This window comes from Gimesia sp. (assembly GCF_048260065.1).
In the GTDB taxonomy this organism is placed as follows: domain Bacteria; phylum Planctomycetota; class Planctomycetia; order Planctomycetales; family Planctomycetaceae; genus Gimesia.
On sequence record NZ_JBLXHC010000002.1, the window covers coordinates 709069 to 727986 of the forward strand.

Below are 18918 nucleotides of genomic sequence, written 5' to 3' on the forward strand. Positions count from 1 at the left end.
AAACGCACAATTTACTTAAGTGTCAGTGGCTCTTTTTTTAGAGTACAAGAGGGGGGAAAACATGAGACAACTGCAACAGCTGAAAGATGAGGAGACCAGTTCCCCGCACGACAAGAGTCGTCGCGGTGCGTTTATGGTAATGGCCGCGCCTGTCCTCGTCGCAACGATGGGCTTCATGGCGTTCGGTATTGATATCGCCGTGATCACAATGACCAAAACGAGAATGCGTAACGCCGTCGAGGCGGCAGCGCTGGCCGCAGCTCAACAGATTACAGATGCCGTGCAGACGACGGCTGACGGTATCGGTGGCAGCCAGAATGTCAGCAGCGACGTACAGGATGCGAATTCCATCGCTGTCGAAGCTGCTAAAGCGGTTGCTGAAAAAGTTGCCCGGTTAAACGGGGTGTATATTGATCCTGAAACCGACGTCGAATTCGGCAAGCGATATCAGGACAGCAACGGGACATTTCATATGGTCTGGGGTGAAACTGCCAAGCCTTATAATGTGGTGAAGGTGACTGCCCGGCGTGACAATTCAAAAGCCGGGGAACCCGATTCCCGCCTGAAGCTGTTTTTCGCCGGTTTCATGGATGAAAAAACTGCGGCTGTGACTACCTCTGCCATCGCATTTATTGAAGCCCGTGATATCGTGCTCGTGCTCGACTACTCAGGCTCCATGAGCTACGACAGTGAATTTGATGCGATGTCCTCCTATCGTCTGGGGAAATCAGCCGTGGAAGCCAACCTGGATGATATCTGGGATACCATGGTTGCTTCTGGCGCAACTTATTCAGATACCGGAAATCTGAAGTTCCCCGCAGCGGGTTACGGTAAGATTGATTCCGAAGTCGGAACTTACATCAGTTCCAATGACAATGATTACATTTATCGTGCACTGGATCTGGATGAAGTAGACTCCCATGGTAATTTGAAATACCCCTTCCCTCAGGAAGGCAAGAATTACTATGGCAATCTGAATGGTGAACCCTCAAGCTATAGCAGTAAGAGTCAGTGGAAAAACTATATCAACTGGGTACGTACCAATGGTACCGTCAACAATTACGGGTACCGTAAAAAATACGGGTACCGTACTTTGATGGGATATCTGATCGGGCAACGCAAATTGAACAGTCAGTCTGAAGATCTGTGGCGGGCCCCCATTTATCCGTTCCATGCTATGAAAGAAGGCGTAACGCTGTTCACACAGTTCCTGAGCGGGCTAGAGTTCGGCGACCACATCGGACTGGTGACGTATGATGATACATCCCGTGTGCAGTCTGTTTTAAATGAACAGGGAATTTCTGAATCTGTTGATCTGGGAGATGAGTTGATCACAAATCGATACGCGGATATCGATGCCATCCAGAGACACAAGCAGGCTTCTCACTATGCTCCTTACACCGGTATGGGTTATGGGATTAAAGATGCAAAAGAATTATTGCAGTCCCACGGCCGTGCAGGTGCCCGACCTACGATCCTGGTTATGACCGACGGTAATGCTAACCGTTCGCCTTCGGGCTGGTCACTGCCTGGTAACTGGGACTGGGATAAGGTGACTGATTTTGATGATGATGGTCAAGCAGACTATTCCACCAGCGATCGGCACAAACAGTATGCTTTCTGGCAGGCTGTGGAAGCAGCCAACCTGGGGTATACGGTTCACACCATGACCGTGGGTGAAGGAGCAGATCGCAGCTTAATGCAGGCCATGGCCAAAGCGTGCAATGGTATCTGTATTGATGCTCCCGGTGGTGCAACGATCGAAGACATGAAGTCACAGTTACTGACTGCCTTCGGAAAGATTGCCGCCAATGTTCCTCCAGCGAAATTACTGGCGGATCCGGATAGCGATTATTAAGAGAACGAATTAGTTTCGATTCGTGCCTGCTTGGGTTGATTTTCTACCTGAGTAAGAGGGGTGGCTGACAACGGCCACCTCTTTTTTTGTTGCAGGAAACAGTTCTTTAATTATCTTATGAAATGTCGAGGTAGAGCATTACCTCGAGGGAAATCTTCAAAAATTTTTTTGAAAAACGTGAAATTTTCATCGACGACGTATCAGGATGTATTCATAATAGAATAAATCAATGCAGTCGAATATTAAGTTTCTGACTGAGGAACAGTCAGAGTTAACTTATCCTTCCACTACTCTCACCCTGGTTGATTTGCGCTCTTCTTTTTATGAGCCCTCTGAAAATCAATAAGGGGCAATGAGGAGATTCTCTCTTCTCATCACCAGAGTTATTTTAACTTAGGTTTGCCACAAGGGGGTTGAGGTTCATGTCCTGCGACAAGATCCGTACCGTTGCTTTTCTCACTGCCGCATTCTGCGCCAGTTCTGTATCCAGCCTGTTTACAGCGACTGTTTCTGCTGCTGAGAATCAAATCAGCTTCTATCAACAGATCAGACCGATCCTGCAGGCTCAATGTGCCGGTTGCCATCATCCGCGAAATCCTGAAGGGGATTATGTGGTGACCGAGTTCTCCCATTTACTTAAAGGGGGAGAAAGCGAGACCCGGGCGATCGTGCCCGGTAAGCCGGATGAAAGCTATCTGGTTCAGCTGATCACTCCCAAAGGCAATGAAGCAGAAATGCCGAAAGCCAAAACACCGCTGTCTCAAGATCAGATTAATCTGGTCCGGTTGTGGATTCAGCAGGGAGCTAAAAACGATTCACCGGCAAAGGTAGAGTACCGATTCACTCAGGAGCACCCGCCGACCTACTCTTCTCCGCCAGTCATCACTTCAATGAACTATTCGCCTGACGGAAAAGTTCTGGCAGTCGCTGGATTTCATGAAGTGATTTTGCACGCTGCAGACGGTGATCAGATTCTGGCCCGTTTGATTGGTAAATCGCAACGCATCGAATCGGTCCGGTTCTCACCGGATGGGAAATATCTGGCTGTCACAGGCGGTACCCCCGCGGAACGGGGAGAGATTCAGATCTGGGATCTGGCAACCAAAACGCTGAAGAAGTCGATTCCGCTCACCTACGATACTTTATATGGGGCCAGCTGGTCTCCCGATGGAAAACTTCTCGCTTTTGGCTGCAGTGACAATACTGTCCGCGCCATTGAAGTCGAAACCGGAAAAGAAGTGCTCTACCAGAATGCCCACTATGACTGGGTGCTGGATACTGTATTTTCCACCGATGGCAGCCATCTGATTTCTGTCAGTCGTGATCGTACAACGAAACTGACAGAAGTGAAAACACAGCGGTTCGTCGATAACATCACTTCGATTACTCCCAAGGCGCTGACCGGGGGACTGGCTGCCATTGATCGGCATCCTACCCAGGATACCGTTCTGGTCGGCGGAGCGGACGGTGTACCAAAGCTGTATCATGTATTTCGGCAGTCGAAGCGGGTGATTGGTGACGATGCCAACCTGGTGCGCGAGTTCCCTGCTCTGAAGGGACGCATTTTCGGTGTGGCCATTCATCCGGGCGGCAAGCAACTGGTTGCGGTCAGCAGTCTGAATCATACCGGCGAGCTGAAAGTCTTTGAATTTGATATCCCCGCTAAATTTTCGGATGATCTGGTGAAAATTCTTTCTGAGCGTGTCGCATCACGGTCGGCAGAAGAAAAGAAACGGATCGAGGAGAATCGTACGAAAGGGGTTAAGGTCGTCAGTGAAGTCAAGGTGCCGGAGTCAGGCCTGTATACGGTCTGTTATCATCCGGCTGGTGAAGTCATTGCGACTGCCGGACAGGATGGTCAGGTACGTCTGTACGAAGCGAAAACAGGACAGTTGAAAAAATCCTTTGTGCCTGTTCCGTTGCTGCAGACTGGTCCTCTTGTTGCTGCGAAACCGGGTGAGAAAAAACCGGCTCCAGAGAAGAAAGCTAAAAAGCTGGTTGTTGTTGATATCAATGAGAAGAAACTTCCCGAAGAATCGTTCAGCAATGCTGATCCGCTGGTAAAGCTGGAAGTACAACCTGCCGACGCCACGATCGCTCAGAAGTATGACACCATTCAGTTTCTGGTGACGGGATATACAAAGTCAGGTGCTAAGTCCGATTTAACTCGACTGGCGCAGATGTCCCTCAAAGGGAAAGAGACGATTCATGTTTCACCACGTGGTTTAGTACGGGCGTTGAAACCAGGGACTGCGGAAGTTCAGTTCAGCCTGCACGGTCAGCAGGCAACCGCGAAAATCAGGGTGGCAGATTTTCCTGCCAGTTACAGTCCCGATTACTGGCGGGATGTCGCGCCAGCCTTTACCAAAATGGGCTGTAACTCTGGTTTGTGTCACGGTGCCAACAAGGGGAAGGACGGATTTAAGCTTTCTCTGCGGGGGACTGACGATCTGTTTGACCTGCGTGCTTTCACCGATGATCTGAAATCGCGGCGTGTCAACTTAGCGGCTCCACAGCAGAGTCTGATTCTGCTGAAAGCGATTGCCGAAGTTCCTCACAAGGGGGGACAGCTGGCATTAGCCGGAGATGCCCATTACGAGATTGTATCGTCATGGATTAATGAAGGCACACCGCTCAAACGAGATGCAGCCCGTGTCGCCAGCATCAAGGTTGTTCCTGAAAATCCGGTTGTACCTCGCGCAGGACTGTTGCAGCAGTTTCGGGTGATGGCGACTTACGATAATGGCGAAATTCGTGACGTGACCTCCGATGCGTTCATTGACTGCAGTAATATTGAAATTGCCAAAATGCATCACGGCGGTATTGCGGAAGTGCTCCGTCGCGGGGAAGCCCCCCTGCTCGCCCGTTATCAGGGTAAGTATGCTGCTACGACAATCACCGTCATGGGAGATCGTTCCGAGTTTGCCTGGAAACAGCTGCCCGTTTACAACTACATTGACGAACTGGTTGATCAGAAACTCAAAAAGACAAAGACTCTCCCCTCCGATTTGTGTTCGGACGCTGAGTTTATCCGTCGGGTCTATATCGACCTGACAGGCTTACCACCCACGATTGATGATGTCAAAGCGTTTCTTGCCGACAAACGCGAGTCACGCACGAAACGCAACGAGTTGATTGATCGCTTGCTGGGTAGTCAGGAATATGTGGAACACTGGACGAATAAATGGGCTGACCTGCTGCAGGTCAATCGCAAGTACCTCGGTACGGAAGGTTCGAAACTGTTCCACGACTGGATCCGCAAATCGGTCGATGAGAATGTGCCTTACGACAAATTTGTCTACAGCATTCTGTCCGCTTCCGGTTCCAATAAAGAAGTACCCGCTGCTTCGTATTTCAAAATCCACCGTACTCCCGAAGATACGATGGAAAATACGACCCACCTGTTCCTGTCGATCCGCTTCAACTGCAATAAGTGCCACGATCATCCCTTTGAACGCTGGACTCAGGATCAATATTACGAAACATCCGCTTTCTTCGCTCAGTATGATTTGAAGAATGCTCCGGAAAGCAAAGGCCGCACGATTGGTGGAACCGCCGTCGAAGGTCGTAAGCCTCTGTTTGAAGTGGTTTACGATAAAAAAGAAGGAGAGATGATTCACGAGCGCACCGGAGCGAAAACGCCACCGGAATTCCCCTACCCTGCCGAATTCAAACTGGATGAGAAGGAAAAAGAGGAACTGACGCGTCGTGAAAAACTGGCCCGCTGGATCACCTCCCGCGACAATCAGTACTTTGCGAAAGCTTACGCCAACCGCATCTGGGGTTATCTGACGGGAACCGGTCTGATCGAACCGATTGATGATATCCGTGCGGGTAATCCGCCTTCGAATCCGGAACTGCTGGATCGCATGACGGCTGATTTCCTGAAGCATGATTTTGATATCAGGCACATGATGCGTGTGATTTGTCAGTCGCGTACCTATCAGTTATCGATCGAATCCAACGAGTGGAATCAGGATGACACCATCAATTACTCTCACGCCAAAGCACGACGCCTGCCTGCTGAAGTGTTGTATGATGCCCTGTGTCGTGTCACGGGTTCGCAATCAGATATTCCCGGTGTCCCGGCAGGGACACGTGCCGCTGAACTGCCCGATGTCGGTTTCGAACTGAAGAGCGACTTCCTGGCCAAGTTTGGACGTGCCCAGCGCGAGAGCCCTTGTGAGTGTGAGCGGTCTTCCAGTGTGGAACTGGGGCCGGTCATGGCTTTGATCAGCGGGCCTACCGTGGGAAATGCGATCAGCGATCCTAATAACGCATTAAATAAACTGGTGCAGACCGAAAAAGATGATTCGTCCCTGATCAACTCCATCTTCCTGCGTGTCTTAAATCGACCGGCTTCACCCGAGGAAACGCAAGCCGGAGTCAAGCTGATTCAGCAGCAGATTGAAAGTGAGCATGAATCACTGAAGAAGCGACTGGCTGCATACGAAAAAGGTTTAAAACCGGAGGTGATTCAACAGGAAGATCATCGAGTTCAGGAGATTCAGGCAGCACAACAGAAAGTATCTGAATTTGAGAAAGCGATCGCACCGCGCGAGGCCTTCCTCAACAGAGAACAGCAGGTACGCACGGCGAACCTGCAGAAAGAGTTGACTGCTTATCTGAAATCGGTTCATGAGAAAATTACTGCCTGGGAGAAGCAGGAAGCCAAAGGAACGAACTGGACTCCCATTAAGCCGACAAGCTTTAAGACAACGAACGAAGCGACTCTGGAGCTGCAGAAAGATCTGTCTCTGCTGGCAAAGGGGAAAAACGGCACAGGGGATTATGAAATCGTTACAGAAACCAGTCTGAAAAATCTATCTGCTCTCCGACTGGAAGTGCTGACCGATGATTCGCTTCCCCGAAAAGGTCCCGGTCGTTCTGGAGATGGAAACTTCGTGCTGACAGAATTCGAAGTCTATGCAGCTCCGAAATCGAAGCCGGATCAGAAAACAAAACTCACCCTGGTGAATGCGCAGGCAGATTTCAGTCAGAATGGTTACCCGATTGCTACGGCCATTGATGGAAAAGTTGCTTCACAGGGAAATGGCTGGGCAATTTCGGCAAAAACCGGAAAACGACATGTGGCCAGCTTCGATATCCAGTCGAAGGTTCCTGCAGATCCACAGGGAACGATATTAACTTTTGTCATGAAGCAGGAGTACAACAGTAAAACTCATTCGATTGGTCGTTTCCGTCTGTCTGTCGCGGACAGCATCGGACCAACAACCCTCGATCGGCATCCCAAGGATATTCAGGATATTCTGGCTAAATCGGTTGAGAAACGAAATGCTGCTGAGAAAAAGAAACTGCAGGAATATTACAGCAAAGCCGACAGCCAGCTGCAGTCGATGTTAAAAGCAGTTGCTGAAAGTAAGCAGCCGCGCGCAACCGATCCAGTACTGGTACAGTTCCGTAAGCAACTCCAGGCAAAACTGGAAGTGCGGCCCGTTGATCGGAAGCTGGCTCGTCTGCGGAGTGATGTGCAATTAAGTGCCGAACAGCTTAAGCATCATCGACTGATTGCCGCTCAGGACCTGACCTGGGCTTTGATTAATAGCCCTGCGTTTCTGTTTAATCACTAAGAACTATTCGAAAGACCGTTTAAGATAGAATACAATACTGAAACTGCTCTCTAACCAAAGTGAGGAGAAACTGAAATGCTGATCATTCCCGGTCAACCAGGCAAGGAAGTATGTGAGTCTCGAAATCAAATTTCACGGCGTGATCTGTTACGGGTTGGTGGCTCAGGCATGATGGGTATGGGGCTGGGTTCCATGCTGCAACTGCAGGAAGCAGCTGCCAACAATAACGAAGGGGGCGGACCCGGTTGGGCCAAAGCCAAGAGTGTGATTCTGATCTTTCTACAAGGGGGCCCCAGCCACATCGATTTGTGGGATCCGAAAGAAAACGTTCCCGATAACGTTCGCAGTGTGTTCAAGCCAATCTCGACCAAACTGCCCGGCGTGCAGTTTACTGAGCTGCTTCCCAATCTGGCTCAGAATAACGACAAGTTCACAATGATCCGCTCGATGAGCTACACACCCAAAGGGCTCTTCAATCATACCGCGGCCATCTACCAGATGCTGACTGGTTACACGACCGATAAAGTCAGTCCCTCGGGTCAGCTGGAACCACCGACACCCAAGGACTTCCCGAACTTCGGTTCCAACATTATCCGTCTGCAGCCGCCACAGGTTTCCATGTTACCGTTTGTAATGCTGCCTCGCCCTCTGCAGGAAAGTAACGTAGTCGGCAAAGCGGGGACGGCAGGCTTCCTGGGACGCGCTTATGACCCTTACTATCTGTATCCTCCTGGAGATGATATGGATATGAACAAGATGGATAAGATCAGCGTAGATGATCTGAAGCTGCGTCCCGATGTTTATACATCCCGTCTGCAGCGTCGCGCCAGTCTGCGTGATACGATCAACAAAGGCATGCCGCAGCTCAATAAAGCGGTTGAGGACTATAAGCTCGACAAGTATTACACTCGTGCTCTGGATCTGGTCATTTCCGGCCGTGCCCGTGATGCGTTTTCCCTGGATCAGGAATCGGATGCGGTGCGTGATCAATATGGTCGCAACACATTCGGTCAGAGTCTGTTGCTGGCACGACGTCTGGTCGAAGCAGGAACTCGCGTGGTGGAAGTGGTCTGGCCGAAGGTCGCGAATTCCAATAATCATTCCTGGGACGTTCATACCGGCTTGACCAACCGACTCAAGAACCAGTCTGCCCCGATGTTTGACCAGGGGCTCGCCAGTCTGATCTCCGATTTGTACGACCGGGGTACTCTGGATGAAACTCTGGTTGTCGCTGTCGGCGAATTTGGTCGCAGCCCGCAACGCGGCGTCAGTACTTCCGGAAACTCAAACAGTGATGACGGACGCGATCACTGGCCATACTGTTACACGTCCCTGCTCGCTGGAGCCGGGATCAAACGGGGCTACGTGCATGGCGAATCGGACAAAACCGGTTCCAGCCCGCGCAAAGATCCCGTGCACCCACGCGAACTGCTGGCGACGATATACCATTCGTTCGGAATTAATCCGGAAACGATTGTGTATAACCATCTGAATCAGCCACGCGAACTGGTTAAAGCTCAGGCTGTCACCAAACTGATGGGATAATCAGTCTCTTTCTCTTGTTTTCATCCAGGCCCGCCTGTCCACTCCGACAGGCGGGCCTGTTTTGTTTGTGATGAGACAGACAAAACAGTACGATACGCGGCAGCCTCTGCTGCCTGTCAGCCGGATTGTAAATTGTCACCAGCTATGAAATACGAAATTCATGCCTGAACCACTTAAAGACCGCTATGATGAAGCCTATCTCAATCGACTGACTGAGGAACTGGCCCGCCATTCCCCCCGTTTTCCCCGCAAGCGTATGCTGCAGTTTGTGTTTGACTGCGAATGGGAACAGCGCGAATTGAAGCAGCGGATGCGGCATATTACGCATGCGTTACATGAGTTTCTACCGGATGACTATGGAACCGCACTCACGGTTTTAGAGCAGGCCGCCCCCTCCTTTGGTGGCTTCGAAGCGATGTTCTTCCCCGACTTTGTCGAAGTCTATGGTCTGTCAGACTGGGATCGTTCCCTGCAGGCGTTGGAACATTTTACGAAATATTCCAGCAGCGAGTTCGCCGTCCGCCCGTTTATTGTACAAGATCAGCAGCGCATGGTTCGCCAGTTGAAGCTCTGGGCCGATTGCCCGAATGAGCATGTTCGCAGGCTGGCCTCGGAAGGGAGCCGCCCCCGTCTGCCCTGGGCGATGGCGTTGCCTGCTTTTAAAAAGAATCCTGCGCCTATACTGCCGATCCTGGAGCAATTGAAGGCCGATCCCAGCGAGTATGTCAGGCGGAGCGTTGCCAATCATCTGAACGACATCTCGAAAGATCATCCCGGTGTCGTGCTTGAGCTGGCCGAACAGTGGCTTCCAGGGAAACCTTTCACACGCTGGATCATGCGACATGGCTGCCGGACCCTGTTGAAGCAGGGAGACCCAAAAACATTAACACTGTTTGGTTATCGTGAGCCGAAAGATCTCAGGATCCGGAACTTTCTACTTCAACCGTCCACCATCAAAATGGGAGAGCAGGTGGAGTTTGAGTTTGAGCTGATTTCGCGTGAACCAACACTGGGACAAATCCGTGTGGAGTATGCGGTCGAATTTGTGAGGTTAAAAGGGACTTCCACCCGCAAGGTCTTTAAGATTTCGGAAGGTGTGTACCCGGAGCAATCCAGGTCGTATCGGCGCAGGCATTCCTTCAAACCCATTTCCACTCGGAACTATTATCCCGGCACCCATCGTCTGGCGGTAATTGTCAACGGACAGGAGATGGAACAGGCAGAATTTGAACTGCAGGCTGGCTGAATGGCAGACGCTGTTTAACAGGCAACGTTTGAAGTCGGAATTTCTGCAGATGAAATGTTAATAAAATTACGAAAAGCAACAAATTAGTCCTTGATATTCTGAATGCCCTATGGTGTACAATGATGACATGGTCTTTTGCTCGCTGTCGCAGATGAAAAGATCAAGATACAAGGACTAATAAATCAAAAACCGGGAACTCCAGTCACCCCACAAACATCCTGGTTATGTTCTTAAAGATCGCGCCAACACAATTAATATTCAACGAGGCAACAGGCCATTCGTCGGCTAAGGATGGGTAATGTTAACTATAGGTGCGCACTTGAAACACTTCAATCTGAAAACCTTCTGGAATCAATCGCTGATCTGGTTGGGAATCGTTGCCCTTTTCTATTCGGTCGAACCGGCAGAAGCGCAGGTTTTTGTCGTGAATGGTGCTGCCGTCGCTCAGGAAGCAGTGGCTACAGACGGCACCACTCCCCATAAAATGCCGGGGTTCAGTGTCTCGGTGGATGAGAAAAAGTTAAATCTGCTGGAAGACTACGAACGTTATATCCGGCATCGGATGTGGGAAAAGGCGCTGACGTCTCTGAAGGAAATCTCTGAGACAAAGTCCACATCACGTCTGCTGCCAACGAAGGATGGTTTTCTGATCGATGCCGAAGACCGGGTCTTTCAGGCACTGACCGCATTGCCTGCGGAAGGTCGCGAGGCGTTTCGGCTGTTCTTTGACGGTAAAGCCCGCAAGCAGTTTGAAGATCTCACTGTTTCGGGAAGGCTCGTGACGCCCCAGGCGACAGAGGAAGCACGGAAAATCTTTTCCCAGTATTTTTTAACTTCCATCGGCGATGATGTCGCTGATCTGCTGGGCAATGACGCGTTCGAGCAGGGGCAGTTTCATCAGGCCGCGCGTTACTGGCGGGCGATTCTGGACCATCATCCCGATTCCAATCTTTCCGAAATGGATCTGAATGTCAAATACGCTCTGGCTCTGATACGTAACGGACAGTTAGAACAGGCGGCTGCCACGATTCAACTGATCTCACAGCAGTTTGCAGGTCAGAAGGTGACATTAGGAGGCGCAGAGGTCGACCCTGTGTTGTATCTCAAGTCATTACTTCCCGCCGACTCCGGAAAAAACAGCAACGATTCAGGCACGACCAGTGTGCTTGCCAATCGGCTTCCTCAACCACTCGAACTGTCAGACAAGCAGTTTCAGCCCCGCTGGCAGGTTACGTATCTGGATCAGACGGCAGAACAGGCGATCGTCAATTCGCAATCGGATTATTATGGTCGCAGCAAATCATATCAGACGTTTGTGCCTCCGATGGCCGTGGATGACAAACGGGCGTACTTCAACTTTTACGGGATCTGTTTTGGAGTCGATCTGCAGTCCGGTAAGCTGGTGTGGCGGAATGCGAAGTTCAAAGATCTGGGCACCAATTTCAATAACTACAGCTTTCATCAGTCTTCCAATCTGAACCAGTACCATATTGTTGTGGACGGTGATTATGTTCTGACAACTTTGATTCCACAGAAAGAGATGAACCGCTATCGTGCCTGCTATCGACTGATCGCCTATCAGCGTGATTCGGGAAAACAGCTCTGGCAGAGCAGCCAGACGAATGAAAGCTTCATCTCGAAACCGCTTGTCGACGGAGACCGACTCTATGTCATCTCACATCAGCAGAATAACAAATTACTGAATTTGAACTGTCTGCAGTTGAAAACCGGGAAGAAGGAATGGTCGATTCCCCTGGGAAGTGTGGTGGCAGGAAATTCATCAAACGGTATGCCCATCATGCCCGTTCCGATCCTGCGGAAGACCGGCGACAGTCTGCTGATTTTGACGAATAATGGTGCTCTGTTTGAAATCAGTATCCCTACCAGAACTATCAACTGGGCATTTCGATATCCCTACAAAGTTGATCAGACCAACAACAATTATTATTACGCGGCAATTGATGAGGAAGTTCAGTTGCATTCCGAAGGGCAGATGCTGCGTGATGGGAATCTGGTTTATTTCAAAGAAGCGGGTATGGATGAAATCTATGCCCTGGATCTGTCAGCGAAAAAAATGCTCTGGAAACGTCCGATCAAAACCTCGGCGCAACTGGTGGGCATTGATCAGAAGAATGTTTACCTTCTGTCTCGGGAGCTGGAAGCCATTGACCGTAAAACGCACGATTTAAACTGGGCCGTCAAGTTACCGGTAGCCGCCGGCGGGATGAGTGCCCTGCTCGATCCGGAACAGCTGTGGGTCTTCACCAGCCGGGGGATTTTTGAAATTTCCAAGACAAATGGCGACATTCTGGGCATCTATCGAGGGCATGACCTGACTTCTCTGGGAGGCTCGATCGATTTCAAGCAGGGACTGGTGCTGTGTATCTCGAATCAGGCGGTCACGGCCTACCCGGTCACGGGCTCAACACCCGATTCAAAAGAGAAAAAGTCGAAACCTTAACATCAAAGAATTGCTTTCATACGACTGGATACGGAATTTAATATGAGTGGTCTGTCTCGATTGAAACGACAAATAGCCCTGTTTGCGCTGGCAGCAGTCACCTGCTGGCTCACGATGAACATCCCGGCCGGAGCAGGTGAAAATCAGGGGATAACGGTAATGGGACTGGGCAGCGTCGAAGCAAAGCCTTCCGTTGTCGAACTGACCGGAGTGGTGATCGGTCAGGGACAACTGGCCGGCGATGCGGTTACCAAATTTCACGGAAATCGCAGACGGGCGGAAACAGCCTTCAAAAATCTGAAGATTCCGGGGCTGGAAGTCGTGGAAGAAGGCATGTCCCTGTATTCGTCCTTAAATGCGAGCCAGATGCAGGCCATGATGCGCGGCATGGCGGTAAACAATACGGATTCACAGGAACTCTCCGTGTCCGAAACATTGAAACTGCGTGTGACCGGCATCGATAAGTTAAGTTCCCAGGAACTGCTGGAAATGATCGTACGGATCGTCGATTCCGGCAAAGATGCGGGGGTGATTATCGGCAACGATACCTCGCCCAGTGTGCCGGGTACCTATAATCCTTCGAAAGCCCGCAATACGATGGCCACATTCAAAGTTACGGACGTGGAAAAGCTCAAAGAAGCGGCTTATGAACAGGCAGTCAAAGATGCACGTACCCAGGCGGAGAAACTGGCGAAGCTGACGGGCGTCAAACTGGGGAAAGTGATCTCAATCGATGGCGTCGGTGACAGCCAGAAAAATGCGGCGGCCATTTCTAACCAGATGCTTGCACAGTATTTGGCCTCTGCAGGTGTCAATCAGACTGAAGAGCAGGCATCGACTTTATTGAAAGCCATCCCGATCGCGGTGGCAGTGCGTGTGACGTATTCCATTGAGTAAGAGGCAGTCAAATCTGAGTACAAGACAGTAAAATCAAAAGACGGGCGTCTTATGAAATTGAATCAACTGTTGACAGGCTGCGTGCTGTGTCTGATGTTCATCGTCAGTCCAGTTGAAATGCGTGGGGAAGAAATTCTGCCTAAGCATATGAACGCTGCTGCCGTCAAATCGATTGAACGCGGGCTGGCCTATCTGGCCAAACAGCAGACCGCCGGAGGCAGCTTTCAGACGACCGAAGACGGCAGTACCTATCCGGTCTCCATGACTTCGCTGGCCGGCATCGCTTTTCTGGCTAACGGGAATACACCGAGCCGTGGCCCTTATGCCGATCAGGTTCGCAAAGCGACTGAATATGTCTTGAGCCAGGCACAGGGAAATGGACTGATCGCAGCAGGCGCAGAAAATGGTCGTCCCATGTACGGCCATGGATTCTCACTCCTGTTTCTTTCCAGCGTATACGGGATGGAGACCGATGCCAAAGTCCGTGACCGGATTGCCAAAGTCGTCAAAGACGGGATTCAGTTAACGGCTTCCGGGCAGAGTAATCTGGGAGGCTGGATTTACACTCCCGGTGGCGGCGATGAAGGAAGCGTGACCGTCACGCAGATGCAGGGCTTGCGGGCGGCACACAACGCCGGTTTTACCGTTCCCAAAGGGACCATTCAGAATGCGGTTCGATATCTGGAACTCTGCCAGACACCTGAAGGGGGGATTCGTTATTCGTATCATTCGGGCAATGATACCCGGTTGCCCATCTCGGCGGCTGCAATCACCTGTCTGTATTCCGCGGGGGAATATGAATCTCCCCTGGCAGAAGAATGTATGGAATATGTGTATGGCCAGTTCAAGAACCGGAAAAACGGGTTCCAGTCGGGACATTATTTTTATTTGAACCTTTACGCTGCTCAGGCGTTTTATCAGGCAGGCGATGAATACTGGGATGCCTACTTCCCCGGACAACGGGACAGCCTGATTAAATCTCAAGCCGCGGACGGGAGCTGGAATGGAGACGGGGTGGGCCCGATCTTCGGAACCAGCGTGGCTCTCATAGTCCTGCAGCTGCCTTACAAATACTTACCGATTTATCAACGATGATTTTCTCTTATCAGATATAAACAGGGAGTGAACCTTGTCAGAAATCAAAACAGCACCAGATATGGTGGCACTGGAAAAACTGAAACAGGCCCAGGAACGGATTCGCGAACAGATCCGTTCGGTTGTGATTGGTCAGGACGATGTCGTCGAGCAGTTACTCGTCAGTATTCTGGCGGGCGGACATTGTATTCTGGAAGGTGTTCCCGGCCTGGCAAAGACACTGCTGGTCTCAACCCTTGCCAAAAGTCTGTCACTCGACTTCGGGCGGATTCAGTTTACTCCCGACCTGATGCCCGCGGATATCACCGGGACGGACGTGATCTATGAAGATCGTCAAAGCGGGACCCGGGAATTCAAATTCATTGAAGGGCCGATCTTCACGAATCTGCTGCTGGCCGACGAAATCAACCGCACGCCACCCAAAACGCAGGCAGCGTTGCTGCAGGGGATGCAGGAAAAGAACATTTCTGCAGGGACCAAACATTACCAGCTCCCCCGCCCCTTTTTCGTTCTGGCAACGCAGAACCCGATTGAACAGGAAGGGACGTATCCTCTGCCTGAAGCGCAGCTGGACCGCTTTCTGATGAAGATCATCGTCAAGTATCCGACGCGCGATGAAGAACGCCAGATCTATAAAGCAGTGACCGGCGATGATCAGGTGGAGCCGGAATCAACGTTGACCGGGGAAGAAGTTCTGGAGCTGCAGCATCTGGTACGTCGTGTGCCGATCAGTGATTTTCTGGTTGATTATACAATGGATCTGATCCGGGCCACGCGCCGGGACAGTGACGATGCTCCCGAGTTTATCAATCGCTGGGTGCTGTGGGGCGCCGGTCCGCGTGGCGGACAGTCGCTGATCCTCGCCGCGAAAGCACGGGCGGCCCTCTACGGTCGACCTGAAGTCTCTGTGGAAGACCTGCAGGCCGTTGCGAAAGCCGTCTTAAGGCATCGTATAGTGTTGTCGTACAATGCCGAGTCCGAAGGGCAGACGCCGGATACCGTGATCGAAAAACTGATTGAAGAAACGCCGTTACAACAGACTGCTGCCGGAAAGGATGGACAGTATGAAAGAATACTTAAATCCTGAAGTCATCAGTCGGATCGCGGGAATCGGATTCAAAACAAAACAGCCCGTCGAAGGCTCGATTGCCGGCCTGCATCGCAGTCCCCTGCATGGGTTGTCACCCGAATTTGCCGACTATCGCAGTTACACTCCCGGCGATGATCTCAAAAATCTGGACTGGAAAGCTTACGCGCGCTCGGATCGTTTCTATATTAAACGGTTTGAAGAAGAGTCGAATCTGCGGGCCGTGTTCATTGTCGATTCTTCCTCTTCGATGTCTTACGGCGGACCTGAATTTTCCAAATACGATTTTGCCGCCACGATTGCCGTCTCTCTGTCAGCTGTTTTGTTGAAACAGCGGGATGCGGTCGGCCTGGCGATTTTGAACGATCATGTGCAGGAAGATCTGCGGACTGGAAGTACGCCTTCCCATCTCGCGAAGTTCATCGAAGTACTCAAACAGGTCGAACTGGCGGGGGAAACGGATATTGGTCCTGCGGTTTCGCAGGTTGCAGATCAGATCCACCGTCGCGGTATTGTTTTTGTGCTGTCCGATCTGCTGACACCCCTGGATCGATTTTATGAATCGCTGGGAAAACTCCAGTACGCCGGGCATGAAGTAATTGTGATGCACATCCTGCATCGAGATGAAGTCGAGATGCCATTCAAGGACTCCGTTATTTTTAAAGATATCGAAGGCGAAGAAGAAATATTCGCGGAACCCTGGGCGTTTCATAAAGCTTACCAGGCGGCCATGGAACAGTTCATCCAGGAAACCCGACAGCGCTGCCAGTATTGCGGCATTGATTACCTGCAGGTGTTGACTGATGAGAACCTGGGAGTTGTGTTGAGCAGTTACTTGCACAATCGGCAGTTCGCAGGGGCAAAAACACATCGTGGCAGAATGTCTGCATTAGGGGGATCATCGCGAGATGAAACACCTGATGAATCGGTTTCCAACTCCCCTGCCCCCTGAGGTAATTCAAAGCTCCTGACTGAAAGAATCATTCGAAAGACACTATGCAGTTTCTGGCACCCTTATTATTGACGGGAACGGTTCTGGCAACCGCCCCCATTATTATCCACCTGTTAAACCGGCGACGGTTTATCCGCGTGGACTGGGCGCCGATGGAATATCTCAAACTGACGCTGAAGACCAACAAGCGACGTTTGAAGCTGGAACAGTGGCTGCTGCTGGCAATCCGCACGTTAGCGGTGCTGGCGTTGTTTCTGGCGGTTGCCCGACCGATCAGTTCGGGAACGAACCTGGCGGGTTTTCTGGCGGTTGAAGGCCGGGCCAGTCGTGTGATTGTCGTGGATGACTCGCTGAGTATGGCGTATCAGAAAACGGATCAGAGCGCCTTTGAACGGGCAAAAAATGCCACGCGACAGGTGCTGAATCAACTCGGCCCGCAAGATTCCGTCTCGGTGGTACTCGCATCGAACCCGGCTGCGCCGCTGGTGCGAATGGCACACCTGGATGAAAACGAGCGGAAAAAACTGATCAGTCGTGTGAATGAACTCCCCCACACCCAGATGGGCAGCCACTGGATGGCGACGCTGGAAGACATTGATCGCCAGCTCCAGGAAGCGACTTTCCCGGTCAAGGAAGTGATCATTATCACCGATCTCTGGCAGGCGGGCTGGACGGATGAAGTACGTGATCTGTTCGATCGCTGGTCTCAGGAACAGGTAACGGTCCGGTTTATCGATATTGGTGATGAACCGGCGGGGAATCGCGTGTTACGTTCTCTCGAACTGGACAGTCGGATCGCGCTGGTAGACCAGGAAGTAAAACTGACCGCGGTGATTGAAAATGCAGGCGAGGAACCTTTGAAATCGGGGCAGGCTTTATTGACCGTGGATGGGAACGTCACACCGGTGACGTTGCCTGAGATCCCGGCAGATAAAACTGTGAGCGTGCCCGTCAGCGTCCGTTTTGATCAGGCGGGACAGCATACGATTACACTCAGTATTCCGGCGGACAAACTGCTGGATGACAACGTGCAGCGCAAGATCATCAATGTACGTCAGATGGTGGATGTGGTGCTCGTCGATGGGGAGCCGGGTCTCAATCCGTTCGAAAGTGAAACCGATTTCCTGGCGCTGGCACTCTCTGCCGGGAACTCCAACTGGCAGGTGAACCAGGTGGAAAGTTCGACGTGGAAATCACAGTTGTTGACGGCCCCCGATCTGATTGTGCTGGCGAACGTCGATCAATTATCCAAAGAGCGAATCAAAGAGCTTGAAGAACTGGTCTCTCTGGGGACCGGTCTGATGATTTTTGTCGGCGACCAGTGTGATCTGCAGCTCTATAACGAAGGGTTGTACAAAGGGGGGAATGGTTTACTACCCGCCCGGCTGCAGCAGGTTCGCGATCTGTCTTCGCAGGGGCTGGTGATTGAACCGATTGCGGATTCTCCCATCGAATTACTCAAAGGTTTGACGCCGGAACTGTTGACTCGCATCCGTCCGCAACGTTTCGTCGATGTGACACTGGATGCCGGAGCCGATTCACAGCAGACGCGAGTACTGGCGCGCTGGAACGACGCACAACAGTCCCCGGCGGTTCTGGAAAAACGGTTCGGTGAAGGACGCGTCCTGTTGTGGACCATCACTGCGGATAAGAAGTGGAGCGACTGGCCGGCCGAGGCGAGTTTTGTGCTGGCCATGCGTGTTGCGGCACAACAGATCGCGGCGGAAATACAACGGGGAGAGAATCTGACGGCAGGTGAGCCGATTCATTTTGAACTGGAAACGGTGACCGCACCACAGTCGGGCGAACTGATCTGGCTGGATCAGGAACAGAACCCCCTGGAACTTGTGTTTGCCGGCAATGCCGAGGCTAAAACGACACTCAGTTCTCCCCCGGTTCGCTTTGCGGGTATCGTCGAAGCTGAGTGGCAGGATACGCAACTCGGAAAACAGACACAAAAATTTGCGATCAATCCGGACGTAGACGACTCGTTACAGAAGAAACTGGATGAACCGGCTTTGCAGCAGTTTCTGGGGAAAATGCCTTTAAAACTGATTCGGTACCAGGGGAAAGAAATGGACCTCACAACCGAAGGGACTGAATTGTGGCGGTATCTGGCAGTCGTGTTACTGGGCTGTCTGATCTCGGAAAGTATGCTGGCGACTTTTATCGGTCGTCGGCGGTAA

General features: G+C 51.4%; 10 protein-coding genes. All 10 read left to right on the forward strand.

Features of this window, described 5'->3' with window-relative positions; all coding sequences use genetic code 11:
• The first annotated feature begins 61 nt into the window (after nt 1–61).
• The 10 genes from ACN0YN_RS05865 (at nt 62) to ACN0YN_RS05910 (ending at nt 18918) form a co-directional block, all read left to right on the forward strand.
• Complete coding sequence (locus tag ACN0YN_RS05865; protein ID WP_417384058.1) at nt 62–1858, forward strand: pilus assembly protein TadG-related protein; 1797 nt, start codon at nt 62–64, stop codon at nt 1856–1858.
• A 422-nt stretch (nt 1859–2280) separates the two neighbouring features.
• On the forward strand, nt 2281–7449 hold the full coding sequence (locus ACN0YN_RS05870) for a DUF1549 domain-containing protein (RefSeq protein ID WP_417384059.1): 5169 nt from the start codon (nt 2281–2283) through the stop codon (nt 7447–7449).
• Nucleotides 7450–7524: 75 nt separating this feature from the next.
• Entirely contained in the window at nt 7525–8994 is a 1470-nt protein-coding gene (locus ACN0YN_RS05875) for a DUF1501 domain-containing protein (RefSeq protein ID WP_417384060.1), read from the forward strand.
• Nucleotides 8995–9154: 160 nt separating this feature from the next.
• Complete coding sequence (locus ACN0YN_RS05880) at nt 9155–10240, forward strand: DNA alkylation repair protein (RefSeq protein ID WP_417384061.1); 1086 nt, start codon at nt 9155–9157, stop codon at nt 10238–10240.
• A 298-nt stretch (nt 10241–10538) separates the two neighbouring features.
• Entirely contained in the window at nt 10539–12701 is a 2163-nt protein-coding gene (locus ACN0YN_RS05885; protein ID WP_417384062.1) for a PQQ-binding-like beta-propeller repeat protein, read from the forward strand.
• Nucleotides 12702–12743: 42 nt separating this feature from the next.
• A complete protein-coding gene (locus ACN0YN_RS05890) occupies nt 12744–13598 on the forward strand; it encodes an SIMPL domain-containing protein (protein WP_417384063.1) in 855 nt (284 codons plus the stop codon).
• A gap of 51 nt (nt 13599–13649) precedes the next feature.
• A complete protein-coding gene (locus ACN0YN_RS05895) occupies nt 13650–14693 on the forward strand; it encodes a prenyltransferase/squalene oxidase repeat-containing protein (RefSeq protein WP_417384064.1) in 1044 nt (347 codons plus the stop codon).
• Between the two features lie 61 nt (nt 14694–14754).
• On the forward strand, nt 14755–15780 hold the full coding sequence (locus ACN0YN_RS05900) for an AAA family ATPase (RefSeq protein ID WP_417384124.1): 1026 nt from the start codon (nt 14755–14757) through the stop codon (nt 15778–15780).
• On the forward strand, nt 15758–16732 hold the full coding sequence (locus tag ACN0YN_RS05905; protein WP_417384065.1) for a DUF58 domain-containing protein: 975 nt from the start codon (nt 15758–15760) through the stop codon (nt 16730–16732). Before ACN0YN_RS05900 ends, ACN0YN_RS05905 begins: the two co-directional genes overlap by 23 nt.
• A gap of 44 nt (nt 16733–16776) precedes the next feature.
• Complete coding sequence (locus tag ACN0YN_RS05910; protein ID WP_417384066.1) at nt 16777–18918, forward strand: BatA domain-containing protein; 2142 nt, start codon at nt 16777–16779, stop codon at nt 18916–18918.